At 69.4% G+C, this 16,949-nt stretch carries 15 protein-coding genes and 1 tRNA gene; 7 read left to right on the top strand and 9 right to left on the bottom strand.

Annotated elements, in window-relative coordinates; genetic code table 11:
- Positions 1-106: 106 nt before the first annotated feature.
- From FPZ12_RS26075 to FPZ12_RS26060, 4 genes are read left to right on the top strand one after another with little or no spacing between them, the layout of a single operon-like run.
- Positions 107-685: a TetR/AcrR family transcriptional regulator gene (locus tag FPZ12_RS26075; protein ID WP_144759316.1), complete on the top strand. Its 579-nt coding sequence runs from the start codon at positions 107-109 to the stop codon at positions 683-685.
- Between the two features lie 9 nt (positions 686-694).
- Positions 695-1,657: a 4-(cytidine 5'-diphospho)-2-C-methyl-D-erythritol kinase gene (locus tag FPZ12_RS26070; RefSeq protein ID WP_144759319.1), complete on the top strand. Its 963-nt coding sequence runs from the start codon at positions 695-697 to the stop codon at positions 1,655-1,657.
- Positions 1,657-3,420, top strand: coding sequence for an ABC-F family ATP-binding cassette domain-containing protein (locus FPZ12_RS26065; protein WP_144759322.1), 1,764 nt, complete (start codon positions 1,657-1,659; stop codon positions 3,418-3,420). The genes FPZ12_RS26070 and FPZ12_RS26065 overlap by 1 nt, the downstream gene beginning before the upstream one ends.
- 18 nt (positions 3,421-3,438) lie before the next feature.
- Positions 3,439-5,124, top strand: coding sequence for a fatty acyl-AMP ligase (locus FPZ12_RS26060; protein WP_144759325.1), 1,686 nt, complete (start codon positions 3,439-3,441; stop codon positions 5,122-5,124).
- 299 nt (positions 5,125-5,423) lie between these two features.
- Here the strand turns inward: FPZ12_RS26060 and FPZ12_RS26055 are convergent, their stop codons facing one another.
- The 3 genes from FPZ12_RS26055 to FPZ12_RS26045 form a co-directional block, all read right to left on the bottom strand.
- Positions 5,424-5,801: a DivIVA domain-containing protein gene (locus FPZ12_RS26055; RefSeq protein ID WP_144759328.1), complete on the bottom strand. Its 378-nt coding sequence runs from the start codon at positions 5,799-5,801 to the stop codon at positions 5,424-5,426.
- A 135-nt stretch (positions 5,802-5,936) separates the two neighbouring features.
- Positions 5,937-6,530 (bottom strand): aminoacyl-tRNA hydrolase, encoded by a 594-nt coding sequence (gene pth / locus FPZ12_RS26050; protein ID WP_144759331.1) that lies wholly within the window; start codon positions 6,528-6,530, stop codon positions 5,937-5,939.
- On the bottom strand, positions 6,527-7,135 hold the full coding sequence (locus FPZ12_RS26045; protein WP_144759335.1) for a 50S ribosomal protein L25/general stress protein Ctc: 609 nt from the start codon (positions 7,133-7,135) through the stop codon (positions 6,527-6,529). The genes pth and FPZ12_RS26045 overlap by 4 nt, the downstream gene beginning before the upstream one ends.
- 257 nt (positions 7,136-7,392) lie before the next feature.
- Here FPZ12_RS26045 and FPZ12_RS26040 point away from each other — a divergent pair, with 257 nt between their 5' ends.
- Positions 7,393-8,415 carry a hypothetical protein gene (locus FPZ12_RS26040; RefSeq protein WP_144759338.1) on the top strand — a complete coding sequence of 341 codons (1,023 nt, stop codon included), beginning with the start codon at positions 7,393-7,395 and terminating at the stop codon, positions 8,413-8,415.
- A 546-nt stretch (positions 8,416-8,961) separates the two neighbouring features.
- On the opposite strand, the gene FPZ12_RS26035 is transcribed toward FPZ12_RS26040, so the two are convergent.
- The 5 genes from FPZ12_RS26035 to FPZ12_RS26015 form a co-directional block, all read right to left on the bottom strand.
- Positions 8,962-9,804 (bottom strand): TIGR03621 family F420-dependent LLM class oxidoreductase, encoded by an 843-nt coding sequence (locus tag FPZ12_RS26035; protein ID WP_144756311.1) that lies wholly within the window; start codon positions 9,802-9,804, stop codon positions 8,962-8,964.
- 60 nt (positions 9,805-9,864) lie between these two features.
- A complete protein-coding gene (locus FPZ12_RS26030) occupies positions 9,865-10,845 on the bottom strand; it encodes a ribose-phosphate diphosphokinase (RefSeq protein WP_144756314.1) in 981 nt (326 codons plus the stop codon).
- On the bottom strand, positions 10,835-12,316 hold the full coding sequence (gene glmU, locus FPZ12_RS26025) for a bifunctional UDP-N-acetylglucosamine diphosphorylase/glucosamine-1-phosphate N-acetyltransferase GlmU (RefSeq protein WP_144756317.1): 1,482 nt from the start codon (positions 12,314-12,316) through the stop codon (positions 10,835-10,837). The genes FPZ12_RS26030 and glmU overlap by 11 nt, the downstream gene beginning before the upstream one ends.
- A 44-nt stretch (positions 12,317-12,360) precedes the next feature.
- A complete protein-coding gene (locus FPZ12_RS26020) occupies positions 12,361-14,037 on the bottom strand; it encodes a GGDEF domain-containing protein (RefSeq protein WP_144756320.1) in 1,677 nt (558 codons plus the stop codon).
- 102 nt (positions 14,038-14,139) lie between these two features.
- A tRNA-Gln gene (locus tag FPZ12_RS26015) sits at positions 14,140-14,211 on the bottom strand.
- A 165-nt stretch (positions 14,212-14,376) separates the two neighbouring features.
- Between FPZ12_RS26015 and FPZ12_RS26010 the strand changes: the two genes are divergently transcribed.
- Together FPZ12_RS26010 and FPZ12_RS26005 are read left to right on the top strand one after the other, a co-directional pair.
- The gene (locus FPZ12_RS26010) at positions 14,377-15,321 is read left to right on the top strand and encodes an acyl-CoA desaturase (protein ID WP_144756323.1); all 945 of its coding nucleotides are present in this window, start codon (positions 14,377-14,379) and stop codon (positions 15,319-15,321) included.
- Positions 15,322-15,413: 92 nt separating this feature from the next.
- On the top strand, positions 15,414-16,007 hold the full coding sequence (locus tag FPZ12_RS26005) for a TetR/AcrR family transcriptional regulator (RefSeq protein ID WP_144756351.1): 594 nt from the start codon (positions 15,414-15,416) through the stop codon (positions 16,005-16,007).
- Here the strand turns inward: FPZ12_RS26005 and FPZ12_RS26000 are convergent.
- A complete protein-coding gene (locus FPZ12_RS26000) occupies positions 15,993-16,937 on the bottom strand; it encodes an SDR family oxidoreductase (protein ID WP_144756326.1) in 945 nt (314 codons plus the stop codon). The genes FPZ12_RS26005 and FPZ12_RS26000 overlap by 15 nt on opposite strands.
- Between the last annotated feature and the right edge of the window lie 12 nt (positions 16,938-16,949).

Genomic DNA, 16,949 nt, shown 5'->3' with positions numbered 1-16,949 from the left:
GAAGATCCAACTTGTCGGGCGACAAGTAAACTGGCTAGTCGTAAGGTAAGCTCTAACTTGTCGGGCGTCAAGTAAGGCTGAGAGATTCTTCAGGGAAGGAAGGGCGATGGCGGGGCGTCGCAGCGACACGAGGGAGCGGATCCAGCAGATCGCGCTCGAACTGTTCGTGGAGCAGGGGTACGAGAAGACGTCACTCCGTGAGATCGCGGAGCGGCTCGACGTCACCAAGGCCGCGCTCTACTACCACTTCCGCACCAAGGAGGACATCGTCGCGAGCCTGCTCGACGACCTCGCCGAGTCGCTGGACGAGGTGCTGGAGTGGGGCAAGGCGCAGGAGGATCACGTGGGCGCGCGTCGGGAGCTGATCCGGCGGCTGGCCGAACTGGTCGAGGGCAAGTTCGGCCCGATCATGCGGTTCATGCAGGAGAACCAGCCCGCGCTGAAGACCACCTTCCACGAGCGCAACCCGCTGGTGAGCCGGATGAAGGACGTGTTCCAGCTGCTCGTCGCCGACGAGCAGGATCCGGCCGCGCAGCTGCGTGCCCGGCTTTCCCTCGTCGCGCTGGTCTTCGGGAACAGCCCGCAGTTCCGGGACGAGAACGGCGGGGTCCCGCCGGAGGTGGCGCTCGAGGTCGCGCTCGACCTAGTTTCTCCTCGCGGGCACCGACCCGGAGCGGCCACGTAGTCTTGACGCGTGCTAGCCGTCGTCCCGCCACCGGTCACCGTCCGGGTGCCGTCGAAGATCAACCTGCACCTTTCGGTCGGTGACCTGCGGTCCGACGGGTACCACGACCTGACCACGGTGTTCCACGCGCTCTCGCTGACCGACGAGGTCACCGTCGCGGCGGCCGAGGAGCCGGGCGTCGAGGTGTACGGCGAGGGTGAGGACGCGGTCCCGACTGGTGCGAACAACCTCGCCTGGCGCGCGGTGCAAGCGCTTGCGGCGCACGTCGGCAAGGACGATCCCAAGGTGCGCGTGGTGCTGCGCAAGGGAATTCCGGTCGCCGGCGGGATGGCGGGCGGCAGCGCGGACGCGGCGGCGACCCTCGTCGCGCTGACCGGACTGTGGAAACTGGACATCGGCCGCGACGAGCTGGCGGAGATCGCCGCGAAGATCGGCAGTGACGTCCCCTTCGCGCTCTACGGCGGCACGGCGCTCGGTACCGGTCGCGGCGAGCAGCTGGTGCCCGTGCTTTCGCGGCACACCTTCCACTGGGTGCTCGCGTTCGACCAACGTGGACTGTCCACTCCGCGCGTGTTCACCGAACTCGACCGGCTGCGCGAGGCAGGGAATCCGCCGCGCGTCGGCTCGCACGCCCCGGTCGTGGAAGCGCTTGCTTCTGGTGACCCGCGGCAGCTGGCTTTGTTGCTGGGCAACGATCTTCAGGCCGCCGCGGTCTCGCTGCGGCCGGGGCTCCGCCGCACGCTGCGCGCGGGCGTGAACGCGGGCGCGCTCGCCGGCACCGTGTCAGGTTCGGGGCCGACGTGCGCTTTCCTTTGCGTGGACGCGGAGTCCGCGCTCGAAGTGGCCGCCGAGCTCGCCGGTGCCGGGGTCTGCCGGACGGTGCGTGTGGCGCACGGCCCGGTGCCCGGTGCCCGGTTCGTCGGCGGCGAAGACCTCAACCGGCCCACTCCACCACCGCAGGTGCACGCCTAATGGCCAACTTGATCAACCTCGAGGCTGTCAGCAAGTCGTACGGGGTCAAACCGTTGCTGTCCGAGGTTTCCCTCGGCGTGGCCGAGGGCGAGCGGATCGGCGTCGTCGGCCTCAACGGCGGCGGCAAGACCACGCTGCTCGAGGTGCTTTCCGGGGTCGCCGAGCCGGATTCCGGCCGGGTGAGCCGGGTGCGCGATCTGCGGATGGCCGTGGTCACCCAGCGCACCGAGCTGCCCGAGGGCACGGTGCGTGACGCGGTGCTGGCGCACTACGCGGCCGATCACGAGTGGGCGGCCGACGCGCGCGTCCGGTCCATTGTGGACGGTTTGGGGCTGACCGCGCTGGGGCTGGAAAGCTCCACGGAGAACCTGTCGGGTGGCGAACGGCGGCGGGTCGCGCTGGCCGCGGCGCTCGTCGGCGAGCTGGATCTGATCGTGCTCGACGAGCCCACCAACCACCTCGACGTCGAAGGCGTGCGCTGGCTGGCCGACCACCTGCTGGCCAGGCGAGCCTCGGTCGTGGTCGTCACGCACGACCGGTGGTTCCTCGACACCGTCTGCGGGCGCACCTGGGAGGTCGTCGGCGGGAACGTCGAACAGTACGAAGGTGGTTACGCGGACTGGGTTTTCGCCCGCGCGGAGCGGGCGCGGCTCGCGGCCACGATGGAGGAGAAGCGGCGCAACCTCGCGCGCAAGGAGCTCGCCTGGCTGCAGCGCGGCGCAAAGGCGCGCACGTCCAAGCCGCGGTACCGCATCGAGGCGGCCGAGGCGCTCATCTCCGACGTGCCCGCGCCGCGGGATTCGGTGGAGCTGCTGACCTTCGCCAGGCGCCGGCTCGGGAAAACCGTGCTGGAGCTGGAAGACGTGACGTTGCGGGCGGGGGACAAACCCGTGCTGGACGACGTCACGTGGCGGATCGGGCCTGGCGACCGGATCGGTCTGGTCGGGGTCAACGGCTCGGGCAAGACCACCCTGCTGAAGCTGCTGGCCGGTGAGGCCGAACCGGGTTCGGGGCGGCGGATCGAGGGCAAGACGGTCCGGCTCGCGCATCTTTCGCAGGAGCTGGAAGGGCTGCCGGGGCAGCTGCGGGTGCTCGAAGCGGTCGAGGAGATCGCGGGCCGGGTGGTGCTCGGCAAGCAGGAGATGTCCGCTTCGCAGCTCGCCGAACGGCTCGGATTCCCGGCGGCGCGGCAATGGACGCCGGTCGAGGATCTCTCGGGCGGCGAGCGGCGCCGGCTGCAGCTGGCGCGGTTGCTGATGGCCGAGCCGAACGTGCTGCTGCTCGACGAGCCGACGAACGATCTGGACATCGACACCCTGCAGCAGCTGGAAGATCTGCTCGACTCCTGGCCCGGCACGCTCGTCGTCGTCTCGCACGACCGGTATCTCGTGGAGCGCGTGTGCGACGCCGTGTACGCGTTGCTCGGTGACGGCCGGATCACGCACCTGCCCGGCGGCATCGACGAGTACCTCGACCGTCGCTCGCGCAGTCAGCAGGCGGCTCCGGCGCCGCAGCGCAAGGAATCCGCGCCGTCGGGCAAGCCCAGCGCGGCCGAACACCGCACCGCGATGAAGGAACTGGGCAGGCTCGAGCGCCGTCTCGACGTGCTGACCAAGCGCGAAGGCGAGTTGCACGAGCAGCTGGCCGCGAACGCGACGAACCCGGACAAACTCGTGGATCTCAACGCCGAGCTGAAATCGGTGTTGACGGAAAAGGACGACGTGGAAGCCCGCTGGCTGGAGACGTCCGAACTCGTCGAGTGACCGGATAGGCTCCCGAACATGAGTCGGTTCGTGGACACGCTCGTCGCCACCGCGGCGGGTGGCGGTCAGCAGCGCGGAATGGTCACCGGTGAGCCGAAGGAGCCGGTTCGCCGGACCTGGGCCGAGGTGCATGAGCAGGCGAAGTGCCTGGCAGGCGGGCTTGTCGAGGGTGGGCTGAAGCCGGGCAGCGCGGTCGCCGTGCTCGCCGCGGCGCCGTCGTTGATCGCGCCGACGGTGCAGGGCGTCTGGCTTGCCGGCGGCAGCGTGACGATGCTGCACCAGCCGACTCCGCGCACCGATCTGGCGCTCTGGGCCGAGGACACGGTGAAGGTGCTCGGCATGATCGACTCCGGGCTCGTGTTGTTGGGCGAACCGTTCGACGCGCTCGCGCCGGTGCTCGAAGAACGCGGCATCGCCTACCGGAACATCACCGATCTGCTGGACTCCGAGCCGCTCGCCGAGGCGGTGCCCGTCGGCGAGGACGAGCTCGCGCTGTTGCAGCTCACCAGTGGCTCCACCGCCGAGCCGAAGGCCGTCCGGATCACCCACGGCAACCTGTACACCAACGTCAAGGCGATGGTGGACCGCGCGGAGTTCGTGTTCGACAAGGACATCATGGTGTCCTGGCTGCCGACCTTCCACGACATGGGCATGGTCGGTTTCCTCACCGTGCCGATGACCTTCGGCGTGGAGCTGGTCAAGATCACGCCCGTCGAGTTCCTGTCCGGGCCGCTGGTCTGGCCGGAGCTGATCAGCAAGTACCGCGCCACCACCACGGCGGCGCCGAACTTCGCGTACGCGATCGTCGGCCGCAGGCTGGCCCGCGTCGAGGACGACAACGCCTATGACCTGTCCACGCTGCGGATCGCGCTGAACGGCGCGGAGCCGATCGACGAGTCGGCGGTCAAGGCGTTCACCGATGCCGGTGCCCGGTTCAAGATGCCTGCCGAATGCGTTTTCCCGGCCTACGGCATGGCGGAGGCGACGCTCGCGGTTTCGTTCGCGCCGCTGTTCACCGGGCTGACCCTCGACGTGGTGGAGGCCGAAGCGCTCGAGGCGGAGAACCGCGCGGTGCCCGTGCCGGAGGGCGACGCGCGCCGCGGCACCGACGACGTCCGTTCGTTCGCCGTCCTCGGCAGGCCGCTGGACGGGCTCGAAGCCGAGATCGTGGACGAGCACGGGGCGAAGCTCGGTGAGCGGCAGGTCGGCGAGATCCGGTTGCGCGGCGAGGCCGTGACCCCGGGCTACCTCACGGTCGACGGCCCGGTGGCGACGCAGGACGCCGACGGCTGGCTGAACACCGGCGACCTCGGCTACCTGATCGACGGGCAGATCGTGATCTGCGGCCGCGCCAAGGATGTGATCATCATGGGCGGCCGCAACATCTACCCGACCGACATCGAGCGGGCGGCCACCTCGGTCGACGGGGTCCGGGCCGGGAACGCGGTGGCGGTGCGGATCGACGCCGGGACGCGGCGCGAGCGGTTCGCAGTGGTGCTGGAGTCGAAGCTGGCCGGTGACCCGGACGCCGAGCGGACCCTGGTGAAGGAGGTCTCGGCGCGCGTCCGCGACGCCGTGGACCTGCGCCCCTACGCCGTGGTGGTGCTTCCGGCCGGGAGCCTCCCGAAGACGCCTTCGGGCAAGGTGAAACGCGCCGCGACGGCGACCCAGTTCGCCGACCGCATCGAGAAGTCGAGCTCCTGACCTCGCCCGTCGCCCCGCGCCCGCCCCGCGCGCGTGTTTGCCACCCGTGCGGGCGTGTTGGCCCCTCCCGTCGGTGTCTTGGCCCCTGGCGTTGGCGTGTTGGCCCCTGGCGTTGGTGTGGTGGCTTGACCCGGTGGGGTGTTTGGCCACCGGGCCAGCGCCACCCCGCGGGAGGGGCCAACATGCGTGCGGGAGGGGCCAACACGCGGCCGCGGCGAGCCAAGACGCGCGCGGGAGGGGCCAAGACACGCGGAACGGCCCGCGCCATGCGTGGCGCGGGCCGTTTCCGGGTCTGTGGTTCAGAAGGTGCCCGGGTGTGCCTGCGGCTGCGGAGCGGGCTCCGGCGTGTGCGCGGGCTTCTCCCAGCGGGAGTCCGTGGCCTGCGAGGCCTCGCGTGCCGTCGGCATCGGGAACGCCTTGAAGGTGCGCTCCGCCAGCTGGTCCTCGACCTTGTCGAGGAACACGTCCACTTCCTTCTCGTCGTAGCCCCGCTTGCCCAGCAGCGGCTTGAAGAATTCGACGTGGTGGACTTCGGCCGCGGTCAGGTCGTCCTCGTCGGCCAGTGTCTTCGCGATCCGCCGGACGAACGCGTCCACCTCCGGCTTCGCGTAGCCGCGCCGGCCGACCGCCGCGTTCGAGAACTCCACGCGGAGGACGTCTTCGGGGGTGAGGGACATGAAGAGTCTCCAGTTTCAGCTAGGACGGGGCGGTTCCCGCATTCAGTCCTAGCCGCGCCCGAACGCGGTGGGAAGTCCCGTCCACCGCATCGACTCCATCGAGCGGACATATCCGACGCCTGTGAGTGAAAGCCGCTACAGAGCGTGGAAGGTGTTCTGGGCTGCAGCGAGGCCCTTGCCGATGAGCTCTTCGACGGCGTCGGCGCACCTGTCGACCTCCAGCGGGAGCTCCTTGCGCTCTACCGTCGAGAAGTCCTTCAGCACGTAGTCGGCGGGGTCCATCCGGCCGGGCGGGCGGCCGATGCCGAACCGCACCCGGTAGTACTCCTTGGTGCCCAGCGATTTGGTGATCGATCGCAGCCCGTTGTGGCCGTTGTCCCCGCCGCCGAGCTTGAGCTTGAGCGCGCCGAACTCCAGGTCCAGCTCGTCGTGCACGACGACGATCCCGCCCGGTTCGGTCTTGTAGAACTTGGCTGTGCCGGCGACGGGGCCGCCGGAGAGGTTCATGAACGAGCGCGGCTTGGCCAGCACGACCCGGCGGCCGGCCAGCCGCCCCTCGAGCACTTCGGCGCCGCCCTTGTGTGCCTTGAACTTCCCGCCTACTCGCGCGGCCAGTTCGTCGAGCACCATGAAGCCCACGTTGTGCCGGTTGCCGGCATAACGTGGGCCAGGGTTACCGAGGCCGACGAGCAACACCTGCTCGCCGGCCCCAGGCACATCCGCGGTCACTCCGCGGCGGCCTCGGACTCACCCTCGGCTTCGCCGGCAGCGGCCTCTTCCTCGGGGGCTTCGGCCTGCGGCTCGGCGACGGCGACGACGAGCGCCTCCGGGTCGGTCAGCAGCTCGGCGCCGGCGGGCAGCGTGAGCTGGCCCGCGGTGATCTGCGAGCCTGCCTCGAGCCCCTCGACGGAGACCTCGACCTGCTCGGGGATGTGCAGCGCCTCGACCTCGACCGACACCGCGTCCATGTCCTGGTGGACCAGGGTGCCGGGGGCCGCGTCGCCGGTGACGACGACGTGCACGTCGACGGTGACCTTCTCGCCGCGCTTGACGACGAGCAGGTCGACGTGCTCGATGTAGTTCTTCAGCGGGTGGACCGTGATGGTCTTGGTGAGCGCCAGCTCGGTGTTGCTCTCCACGTCCAGGGTGAGCACGGCGTTGCTGCCGTTCTCACGGATGACGCGGGCGAACTCGATCGCCGGCAGCGCGAGGTGCCGGGGGTCGGTGCCGTGGCCGTACAGCACGGCCGGGATCTTTCCGGCGCGACGGGTGCGGCGCGCGGCGCCCTTGCCGAACTCGGTGCGCGGCTCGACGGACAGACGTACCTCGGACACGGTGTTGCACTCCTTCAAAAACACTGGCGGTGCGCGAAACTGGGGGCGTCGGTCGTTGTCCACGGCGGCGAGTTCCACTCAACGTGCAAACGTGCACAGCGCGGGGCCACTCAAGCCGCCGCGTCGATCACGTCGGGCACCGGGTACTTAAGAGCCCGCCTCGCCGAGACAACCTGTTCAGTGTAAGCGCCCCATCGGTCCGGGGTTGCGGTGGGTCGCCGGGACAAGTAGGAAGCTGGTTGTCAGGGGGTGGCGAGATGGCGCACAGGGGTGTTTGGGGGCTGCTCTTGCTCGTCGTCGCACTGGTGCTCGTCGGGTGCGAATCGGGGAAGCCCGCGGCGGCGAAGGCCGATCCCGGTGCGGCTGTGGACGGCGCGCTGACTTCGCTCGGACAGCAGGCGGCGGTCGCCTACCGGATCGGCGAGGAGACCCTGAACGTCACGCGCACCGGGCTCGCGCAGGGCACGCTTTCCTTGAAGGATCAGCAGGTCAAGGTGTTGCGTGCGGGTGGCGTTCTGTACCTGCGGGCGCCCGCGGAGTACTGGCAGGCGCAGGGAATGCAGCAAGATCGCGCCACCGAGTACGGCTCACGCTGGGCCCGCTCCGTGCTCGCCTTCGAGCTCGGCGGGACTCTCGCACCGGCCGACGTGGCGCGCACGTTGCGGGCCGCTGTCACCACGTCCACGCCCGCCGAGCGCACGATGCTCGCGGACGGGACGGACGTTTTCGATGTCGGTGGCCTGCGGGTGACCGCGACGCAGCCCTACCGCGTGGTGAGCATCGACCCGGCGCTGCTCGGCCCCGCCGTCGTCAATGCGCTGGGCACCGGGCCCCTGAACGTCGATGCGCTCGACGCCGCGAAGCTCACGGCGCTGCACGAGGCTTTCGGGCAGTCGGTGCAGGATCTCGCGCAGCCGTTCGTCGCCGGGCCGGTGATCGCGACCACGGTTTCGTCGAACGACCTGAAATGTGCGGCGGCCGGTTCCTGTATCGACACGGTGCAGGTGGAGAACAAACTGATCGGCGACGCCCCCGACGCGGCCGCGCGGCTGGTGCTCAAGTCCTCGGTGACCTCGGCACAACTGGGCGCGAAAGACTGCGGGCAGGAACTGGTCACACCACTGAACGGTTCCGCGACGATGACCTGTTCCGTGCAATTCGCCCTACCGAAGCTGACGGGCTCGGCCAAGGTAGAGGCCGTGCCGACCGTCGCCGCAGAGCCAGTGGCGGTGGTCGATCCGGCAGCGCTGGATCGTGAGGTAGCCGCGGACCTGGGTTGAGGATGGCAGCAACAAGAACCGCCACCCACCACCACAAAACCGCAACCCGGCAACGCGAAGCGAGCCGTCCCGACGACCACACCCCTCCGCCGCTCCGATCCCCAGCCTGCTTTTGCGATCTTGGGGCTGGGTCAAGGTACTCTTTCCCGCCTTGACGCAGCCTCAAGATCGCAAACACTCACAGATCGGGGCGGCGGAGGGGTGCACACAGCGCGGCCACGCGCGTCCGTTGCTGCCCCAAGCCGAGCAACCACAAGCCGAGAGAAAAAGACCAAAGATCCCCTCGCCGGGGAGGCAGGCTCCAGGATGGGCACGGCCCGTAGCTCAGCCGCCGCTTGAGAGGGTGGTTGAGGGAAGAGGTGGGTGCTCATCCCGTCGCCTGCGAAAGCGCTATCACTTTCCCCTGAGCCCGCAAGCTTTGTGCAGTCGGGCGCGCGTCGTGTAGAGGGGTTGCGGGCCCAGGGCAAAGTGATGTGGGCCTGGGCAGGCGACGGGATGAGCACCCACCTCAGGGCGGCCCGCCGGCGCGATCCGCCCTGAGGGTCGTCACCTTCCCGACAGGGCCCTGGCTACCGGGGCGAAGTCCTCCAGGAAGGGCTCGAAGACTGTCACGTAACTGAACCCGAAGCGCTCCCTGCGTTCCAGGAGGGTGTCGACGATCTGTGGGACCGTGCCCGCGAGGACTTGTGGCGTGGCAAGCAAATCGTCCACGGTCTGGGGCGCGTCGGGGATTCGGGAGAGCCAGTCCTGCAGCTCGGGCCGGGGGTTTTCGGCTACCACGACTCGCTGCACCAGCAGGTTGAACTCCGGATCCACGCCCCGCTCCCGGACGAAACCCACCCGCTCCGCCAGCTCGTCGACGCCCGCCAGGTGAAAACTGCCGGGTGGGCGACCAGGGGCTTGCTTGAGTCCGGCGAAACCGATGGTGTCCGCCTGCTCCGCCGCAAGGCTCAGCACCCCGTCACTGTGTCCCGCGATCAGCAAGGGCGGCAAGGGATCCAGCCGCTTCCGCAGCTCGTCCAGTGTGCTCTCGAGATAGGCGATCCGCTTCCGCGCGGGCCACCACGGCAGACCCGCGTCGTCGAACTCCGCCTTCATGTGCCCGGCGCCGACGCCCAGTTCGAACCGGCCGCCGGCCACCGCCGACGTGGATTCGATGTCCCTGGCCAGCAGCACCGGGTTGTAGAACGGCACGTTCAGCACCATCGGGCCGACGTGCAGCCGCGACGTGGCCACCGCGGCGGCGGCCAGCGCGGGGAAGGGCGCGGGGGCACCCAGATGATCGGGGACGGTGACGACGTCGTAGCCGAGCTCCTCGAGCCGACGGCATTTCGCGACGAACCGGTCATCCACCGAAAGCAGGCTCACACCGAACCGGAATGCACGCATACCGGCAAGATATTGCCCCCGCGCCCGCCAGAGCACCCGCTTTCGCGGCGGGCGGAACGATCAGGCGTGGCCGTCGAACAGGCTGGTGACCGAACCGTCCTCGAACACCTGCTGAATCGCCTCGGCCAGCATCGGCGCGATCGACAGCACGGTCATCCCCGGGAAGATCTTCTCCTCCGGGATCGGCAGCGAGTTCGTGACGATGACCTCGCGGGCCTTGCAGTTCGACAGCCGCTCGGTCGCCGGGTCGGACAGGATGCCGTGCGTGGTGGCGATGACGACGTCCGCCGCGCCCTCGTTCAGCAGCGCGTCGGTGGCCTTCACGATCGTGCCGCCGGTGTCGATCATGTCGTCGACCAGGATGCACAGTTTGCCCTGCACGTTGCCGACCACGCGGTTGGCCACGGCCTGGTTGGGCTTGTCCGGGTCACGGGTCTTGTGGATGAACGCGATCGGCCGGTCGCCCAGCTGCTGCGCCCACTTCTCGGCCAGCCGCACGCGGCCCGAGTCCGGCGAGACGACCGCGATGTCGGCGTCCCCGTAGGTCTTCTTGATGTGCTCGGCCAGCAGGCTCTGCGCGAACAGGTGGTCCACCGGGCCGTCGAAGAAACCCTGGATCTGCGCGGTGTGCAGGTCCACGGTCATGATCCGGTCGGCACCCGCGGTCTTGAACAGGTCCGCGATCAGCCGCGCCGAGATCGGCTCGCGGCCCTTGTGCTTCTTGTCCTGGCGGGCATACGGGTAGAACGGCATGACCACGGTGATCCGCTTGGCGCTGGCGCGCTTGAGCGCGTCCACCATGATCAGCTGCTCCATCACCCACTCGTTGATCGGAGTGGTGTGGCTCTGGATCACGAAGGCGTCGGTACCGCGCACCGACTCCTCGAACCGCACGAACAGCTCGCCGTTGGCGAACGTGTGCGCGGTCTGCGGGGTGATCGTCACGTTGAGGTTCTGCGCGACCTCTTCCGCGAGCTCCCGGTGTGCTCGGCCGGAGAAGAGCATCAGGTTCTTCTTCGGCGTGCCGGACTTAGGACTCATCTGACGACTCCCGCTCGGTTTGTGCATCCTGTTGTTCTCGGGCGAGCGCGGCTGCCGCCGCCTCGGCCGCGGGGGTACCCGCCCGGCGGCGGGCCACCCAGTCTTCAATGTTGCGCTGCGGCCCGGTGGACACCGCCAGCGCCCCGGGCGGCACGTTACGCCTGATCACCGTGCCCGCGCCGCTGTGTGCCCCGTCGCCGACCCGCACCGGGGCGACGAACGTGGTGTCCGAACCGGTCCGCACGTGCGAGCCGATCGTGGTGTGGTTCTTGCGCACGCCGTCGTAGTTGGCGAAGACGCTGCCCGCGCCGATGTTGCTGTGCTCGCCAATGGTCGCATCGCCGACATACGTCAGATGAGGCACCTTCGAACCGGGCCCGATGTCGGCCTTCTTCGTCTCCACGAAGGTGCCGATCTTGCCCTCGGCACCCAGCTTCGTTTCCGGTCGCAGATAAGCGAACGGACCCACGCTGGCGCCGGGCCCGATCTCCGAGTCCGACCCGTGCGTGCGCACCACGTGCGCGCCGGCGCCGATCTTGATGTTGGTCAGCGTGCTGTCCGGGCCGACCACCGCGCCTTCGCCGACGGAGGTCTCGCCGCGCAGCTGCACGCCCGGCTCGATCACCACGTCGCGGGCCAGGGTGACCCCCGCGTCGAGCCACGTGGTGGCCGGGTCGACCACGGTCACGCCCGAGAGCTGCCACTGCCGCACCAGCCTGCGGTTCAGCTCCGCGCCCAGCTTCGACAGCTGCACGCGGTCGTTGACGCCCTCGGTCAGCCACGGGTCGTCGGTGACCAGCGCGCCGACGCGGAGACCGTCCGCGCAGGCGTTGGTGAGCACGTCGGTGAGGTAGAGCTCGCCCTGCGAGTTGTTCGTGGACAGCCGCGTGAGGCCCTTGGTGAGCAGCGCCGCGTCGAAGGCGTAGACCCCGGAGTTGATCTCCGTGATGCGCAGCTGCTCCTCGTCGGCGTCACGCTGCTCGACGATGCCGCGGACCGCGCCGGCGGAGTCGCGGATGATGCGCCCGTAACCGGCCGGGTTCTCCAGGTCGGCCGTCAGCACCGTCACCACGTTGCCGCGGGAGTTGTGCTCCTCCAGCAGGTTCGCCAGCGTCTCGGTGTCCAGCAGGGGCACGTCGCCGTAGCTGACGAGCACGGTGCCGGTGAGCTCGCCCGGCAGCGTGGCCAGCGCGCACGACACCGCGTGGCCCGTGCCCTGCTGGGTCTCCTGCACCGCCACCTGAACGGGCCGCCGCAGCGCGTCACCGACGTGCTCCAGGTGGGCCGTCACGGCTTCCCGGCCGTGCCCCACGACGACGACCAGGTTGTCCGGCTTCAGTCCCGCCGCGGCGCGCACCGCATGCTCCACCAGCGGTCGCCCGGCGATCGGGTGCAGCACCTTCGGGGTGGCGGAACGCATTCGGGTGCCCTCGCCCGCGGCGAGGACCAACGTAGTGAGCGGGCCGGTCACGGCACTCCCAACCTGCAGACGGCTTCCCTTACCGGCAGACGATCCTACGGGTGCTCTTCGAGCGTCGGCGCCGGGTCGGCGTGCAGGTCCACCTCGGCCCATCCGGAGACGCCGTCGGTGGGGATCGTGCTGGCCGTCGCCACCTGGTTCCCGCCACCGCGTTTTGCCTGGTACATGGCGGCATCCGCGCGGGAGAGCACCTGATCCGCGCGCTCCTGCGGGCGCAGCGACACCAGCCCGACGGACAGGGTTACCCCGTGCGAAAGGTGGTGTGGCAGGGATGACACGGCGTTCACCGCGCGGCCGAGCGCCTGCTTCGCGGCCGAGACGGGAGCGCCGGGCAGTAGCGCGATGAACTCGTCACCGCCGTAGCGCGCCACGATGTCGTCCCCTCGCAGCGCGTCGCGCAGCGTGGAGGCGACTACGCGCAACACGTCGTCACCCTCCGCGTGGGAGTGCTCGTCGTTCACGCCCTTGAAGCCGTCGAGGTCGACCAGCGCCACCGCGAGCGGCTGTGCCGTGGTGGACGCCGACAGCGTGCGCAGGTGCTCGTCGAGCGCGCGCCTGTTCGGCAGGCCCGTCAACGGATCCTGCAACGCCTGCTGGCTGATCGCGCCGTGCTGCGCGGACAGTCGCTCGTGCTCGCGGCGCGTGTCGAGGGTGGCCATCTGCGACTCGCGCAGCGACCACAGCTCCATCTCCAGCGCCGTGGAGTACTCGAGCAGCGGGCCGAGCTTGTCGGACTCGCTGTGCGAGAGGTAGTCCAGCCGCGCCAGCTCGCGGGCGAGGTTGAGCCGCATCGAGGGCTGGGAGTGGTCCTCCTCCAGGTTCAGCCGCGTGGCCTGCAGAACCTTGAGCGCCTCCTCGCGCCTGCCGTCCGCGTCGAGGCAGCGGCCCAGGGCGATCGCGATGATGACCTGGTCGTGCGGATACCCGGGCTCGGTCAGCAGTCGTTGCAGCCGCTCGATGTGCGACGGGTCCGGGTCGGCCAGCGCGAGCGCGGCGGCCAGCACGCCGACCTGCTCCACCGCCGGAACCCCGATGCGGCGCGGGAAAAGCGACTCGGCGAACGGCGCTTCGACCGCGACCGCCATCGACGCCGCGGTCTCGAACTTGTTGGCAGCCTTGGAATGCCGCTCCACGCGCTCCAGCCGCAGCGCCCAGCCGAGCAGCATCTTGACCCGGTTCATCAGCTGCAGGGTGATCTCGTGCGGGCCCGCCGTCTCGCGGACCGCCTGATGCGCCCTGGCGATGACCTCTTCGGCGGCTTCGTACACGCCGAGCTGGTTCAGCACGAGCCAGCAGTCGATGAACGCGCTCGACTGCATCTTGGCCCACTCGCGGCGGGGCAGCTGCATGTCCGGCGTTCCGGAGTCGTCGAGGATGGCCAGCGCGCGGGCGATCTCGGTGAGCGCCGCGTCCTCCTGGCCCGCGAGCACCAGCCGCCGCCCGCGCAGCGCGTGCGCGTCGGCTCGGTACAGGGAAAGGCCGTGCCGCCGGGTGTGCGCGAGCATCTCGTCCAGCAGCGGTTCGGCCTCGGCGGCGGCGCCGCGCGTGACCAGCCTCGCGACGGCCGCGGCGCGCAGGAGATACGCGACCAGCACCGGCTCCCCGCGACGCTGTGTCTCGTCGAGGAGTTCGGCGATGGTGCGGATGATCTCCAGCTGTTCGTCGTGATCCGTGTGCTGGACCGCCGCGATGAGCTCCCGGGCGCGCCCCATCAGCCAGGCGTCCGACAGCTCAGCCAGGGCCGGTCGTCTGTTCTGCTCGGTCTCGCCTTCCAGCGCGGCACCCCCTTCTCGTCGCCGGGGCCGGGACGGCAGCTCCGCCGCCAGGATTCGAACCTGAACTGTCAGAACCAAAATCTGAAGTGCTGCCAATTACACTACGGCGGATCGTGCCTGGTCAGAATACCGACGTGGGAAACCCGTCCGGGGACAGGGGTTGGGCTGGGTTTTCGGCTCTCCACAGCCGGGAAAACCTCCTGTACCGTAACTTACGGAAACGTAGGTAAGGTGACCCTTCGCAAGGGCGCTGAGCAGGAAGAAGTGTGGTTGCGCATGACGGCTACCCTCGAACCCCCGGCTACCAAAGGGCCCAAACCGGTCATCAGCGGGCAGCGGCCCTTCAGTATCCAGTTCTCGGTCTACCTCGGCGTGATCCTGCCGCTGGTGGCGATCGCGGTGGCGGTGCCCTTCGCCTGGGGGTGGGGGCTGAGCTGGATCGACGTGGCGCTGTTCGCGGTCTTCTACTGCATCAGCGGGCTCGGCATCACGGTGTCGTACCACCGCTACTTCACGCACGGTTCCTTCAAGGCCAAGCGCTGGCTGCGGGTCGCGCTCGCCATCGCGGGCAGCCTCGCGGTACAGGGGCCGGTGATCACCTGGGTCGCCGACCACCGCAGGCACCACGCCTTCTCCGACCGCGACGGCGACCCGCATTCGCCGTGGGCGTTCGGCACCTCGCCGTGGGCGATCACCAAGGGTTTCTGGCACGCGCACATGGGCTGGCTGTTCGAGCGCGACCAGAGCAACGCCGAGCGCTTCGCCCCGGACCTGCTCAAGGACCCGGCGATCAAGAAGGTCGACGAGCTGTTCTGGCTGTGGACCCTGCTGACGCTGACCGTGCCGGCGCTGATCGGTGGACTCGTCACGTGGTCGTTCTGGGGCGCGGTGACCGCCTTCTTCTGGGCCGGGCTGGTCCGGGTGTGCGTGCTGCACCACGTGACCTGGTCGGTCAACTCGATCTGCCACATGATCGGCGAGCGGCCGTTCGCGGCGCGTGACAAGTCGGCGAACTTCTGGCCGCTGGCGATCCTGTCCTTCGGCGAGTCCTGGCACAACCTGCACCACGCGGACCCGACCTCGGCCCGCCACGGCGTCAAACGCGGCCAGATCGACATCTCGGCGCGGGTGATCTGGGCGTTCGAGAAGTTCGGCTGGGTGGACAACGTTCGCTGGCCGACCCCGACCCGGCTCGCCCGCTTGGCCGCCGAGTCCAAGTAGCACCCTAAGCTGCTGCGGTGGCGGCTCGAAAAAGGCAGAAACGAGAAGTGGTCACCGGGGCGCGGCCCCCGGCCCCGGTGGCCCGCGTCCGGATGACCGGTGCCGAACGCCGCCAGCAGCTGCTCAACGTGGCTCGCGCGCTGTTCGCCGAGAAGGGTTTCGACGGCACCTCCATCGAGGAGATCGCGCATCGCGCGAACGTGTCGAAACCCGTGGTGTACGAACATTTCGGTGGCAAGGAAGGCATCTACGCGGTCGTCGTGGACCGCGAAACCCAGATCCTCCTGGACAGGATGGTTTCCACGCTCCACGGCGGCCACCCCCGCGCCATGCTGGAGCAGGCGGCGAGCGCCCTGCTCGGATACGTCGAGGATTCCCACGACGGGTTCCGGATACTGGTGCGGGATTCGCCGGTGGCCTCGTCCACCGGCACGTTTTCCACGCTGCTGAACGACATCGCCAGCCAGGTCGAGCACATCCTCGCCCAGCAGTTCGCGGTCCGCGGCTACGACGAGAAGCTCGCGGCGCTGTACGCGCAGGCGCTCGTCGGGATGGTCGCGCTGACCGGACAGTGGTGGCTCGACGCCCGCAAACCCAAACGCGACGAAGTGGCCGCGCATTTGGTGAACCTGGCTTGGAACGGGCTGTCCCATTTGGAGCACAAACCGAAGCTACGGCTGCATTAGCAGGCTGTCGGCGGTGTCCGCGATGGTCGTTTCGACGGCGCGGGGCATCCAGCCGAGCACCGTCCTGGCCTTGGTGTTGTCGATGACCGGGATCCGGGGCTGTTCGGCGGGCGACTCCTCCGGGAGCTTGGCGATCCGCTCGCCGAGCAGCTGGGCCAGCTCCAGGAGGCTGATCGATTTCCCTGCCACGGCAAGGAAACGCCGGCCTGCCGCCGCCGGCTCCGTCATCGCCAGCACGTGCAGGTCCGCGACATCGCGGACGTCCACCACGCCGAAGTACCTGCGCGGCACGACCGGCATCGCCCCGGTGAGCAGCCCCTGCACCAGCCGCACCGAGGACGACAGGTGCCCGTCGAGCACCGGGCCGAAGATCCCCGTCGGGTTGATCACGGTCAGCTCCGGGCCGCCGTTTTCCCTTACGTGGTCCCAAGCCGCGCGCTCGGCGATGGCCTTCGAGCGGATGTAGGCCTCGTTGGGGTCGGCCGGGTCGGTCCAGTCGGCCTCGGTGTAGACCTCGCGCGGCTCGGCGCTGTAACCGACCGCGGCGAACGACGAGGTCATGACGACGCGCCGCACCTTCGCCTCGCGCGCGGCGGTCAGCACCCGGAGCGTGCCTTCCACAGCCGGGCGGATGACGTCGTCGTCGTTCTCGGGCGCCTCGGCGGGGAACGGCGAAGCGAGGTGCAGCACGTAGTCCGCGCCTTCGAGCGCCGCGGCCCAGCCGTCGTCGGCGGACAGATCGGCCGCCACCACTTCGAGTCCGGCCGGATCGGCGCCGCCCGTGGCCACCGCCGCCCGCACCTGCGCGTCGCGTTCCAGCGAGCGCACGGTGGTGCGGACGCGGTAGCCGTCCCGTAGCAGCCGCACGATGGTGTGGCCGCCGAGATGGCCGGTGCCACCGGTGACCACGACCAGTGTGTTCCCGTTCATTGCCCGTCCTTT

It is taken from the genome of Amycolatopsis acidicola (assembly GCF_007713735.2).
In the GTDB taxonomy this organism is placed as follows: domain Bacteria; phylum Actinomycetota; class Actinomycetes; order Mycobacteriales; family Pseudonocardiaceae; genus Amycolatopsis_E; species Amycolatopsis_E acidicola.
Note: the sequence above shows the minus strand (reverse complement) of the source record. Positions and strands in the feature narration are given on the sequence as shown.

Excerpts from the sequence above, each read along its gene's own strand:
- FPZ12_RS26075 (WP_144759316.1), top strand. The coding sequence starts at position 107 with ATGGCGGGGCGTCGCAGCGACACGAGGGAGCGGATCCAGCAGATCGCG.
- FPZ12_RS26065 (WP_144759322.1), top strand. The coding sequence starts at position 1,657 with ATGGCCAACTTGATCAACCTCGAGGCTGTCAGCAAGTCGTACGGGGTC.
- FPZ12_RS26060 (WP_144759325.1), top strand. The coding sequence starts at position 3,439 with ATGAGTCGGTTCGTGGACACGCTCGTCGCCACCGCGGCGGGTGGCGGT.
- FPZ12_RS26055 (WP_144759328.1), bottom strand. The coding sequence starts at position 5,801 with ATGTCCCTCACCCCCGAAGACGTCCTCCGCGTGGAGTTCTCGAACGCG.
- FPZ12_RS26040 (WP_144759338.1), top strand. The coding sequence starts at position 7,393 with ATGGCGCACAGGGGTGTTTGGGGGCTGCTCTTGCTCGTCGTCGCACTG.
- FPZ12_RS26035 (WP_144756311.1), bottom strand. The coding sequence starts at position 9,804 with ATGCGTGCATTCCGGTTCGGTGTGAGCCTGCTTTCGGTGGATGACCGG.
- FPZ12_RS26030 (WP_144756314.1), bottom strand. The coding sequence starts at position 10,845 with ATGAGTCCTAAGTCCGGCACGCCGAAGAAGAACCTGATGCTCTTCTCC.
- FPZ12_RS26020 (WP_144756320.1), bottom strand. The coding sequence starts at position 14,037 with ATGGGGCGCGCCCGGGAGCTCATCGCGGCGGTCCAGCACACGGATCAC.
- FPZ12_RS26010 (WP_144756323.1), top strand. The coding sequence starts at position 14,377 with ATGACGGCTACCCTCGAACCCCCGGCTACCAAAGGGCCCAAACCGGTC.
- FPZ12_RS26005 (WP_144756351.1), top strand. The coding sequence starts at position 15,414 with ATGACCGGTGCCGAACGCCGCCAGCAGCTGCTCAACGTGGCTCGCGCG.
- FPZ12_RS26000 (WP_144756326.1), bottom strand. The coding sequence starts at position 16,937 with ATGAACGGGAACACACTGGTCGTGGTCACCGGTGGCACCGGCCATCTC.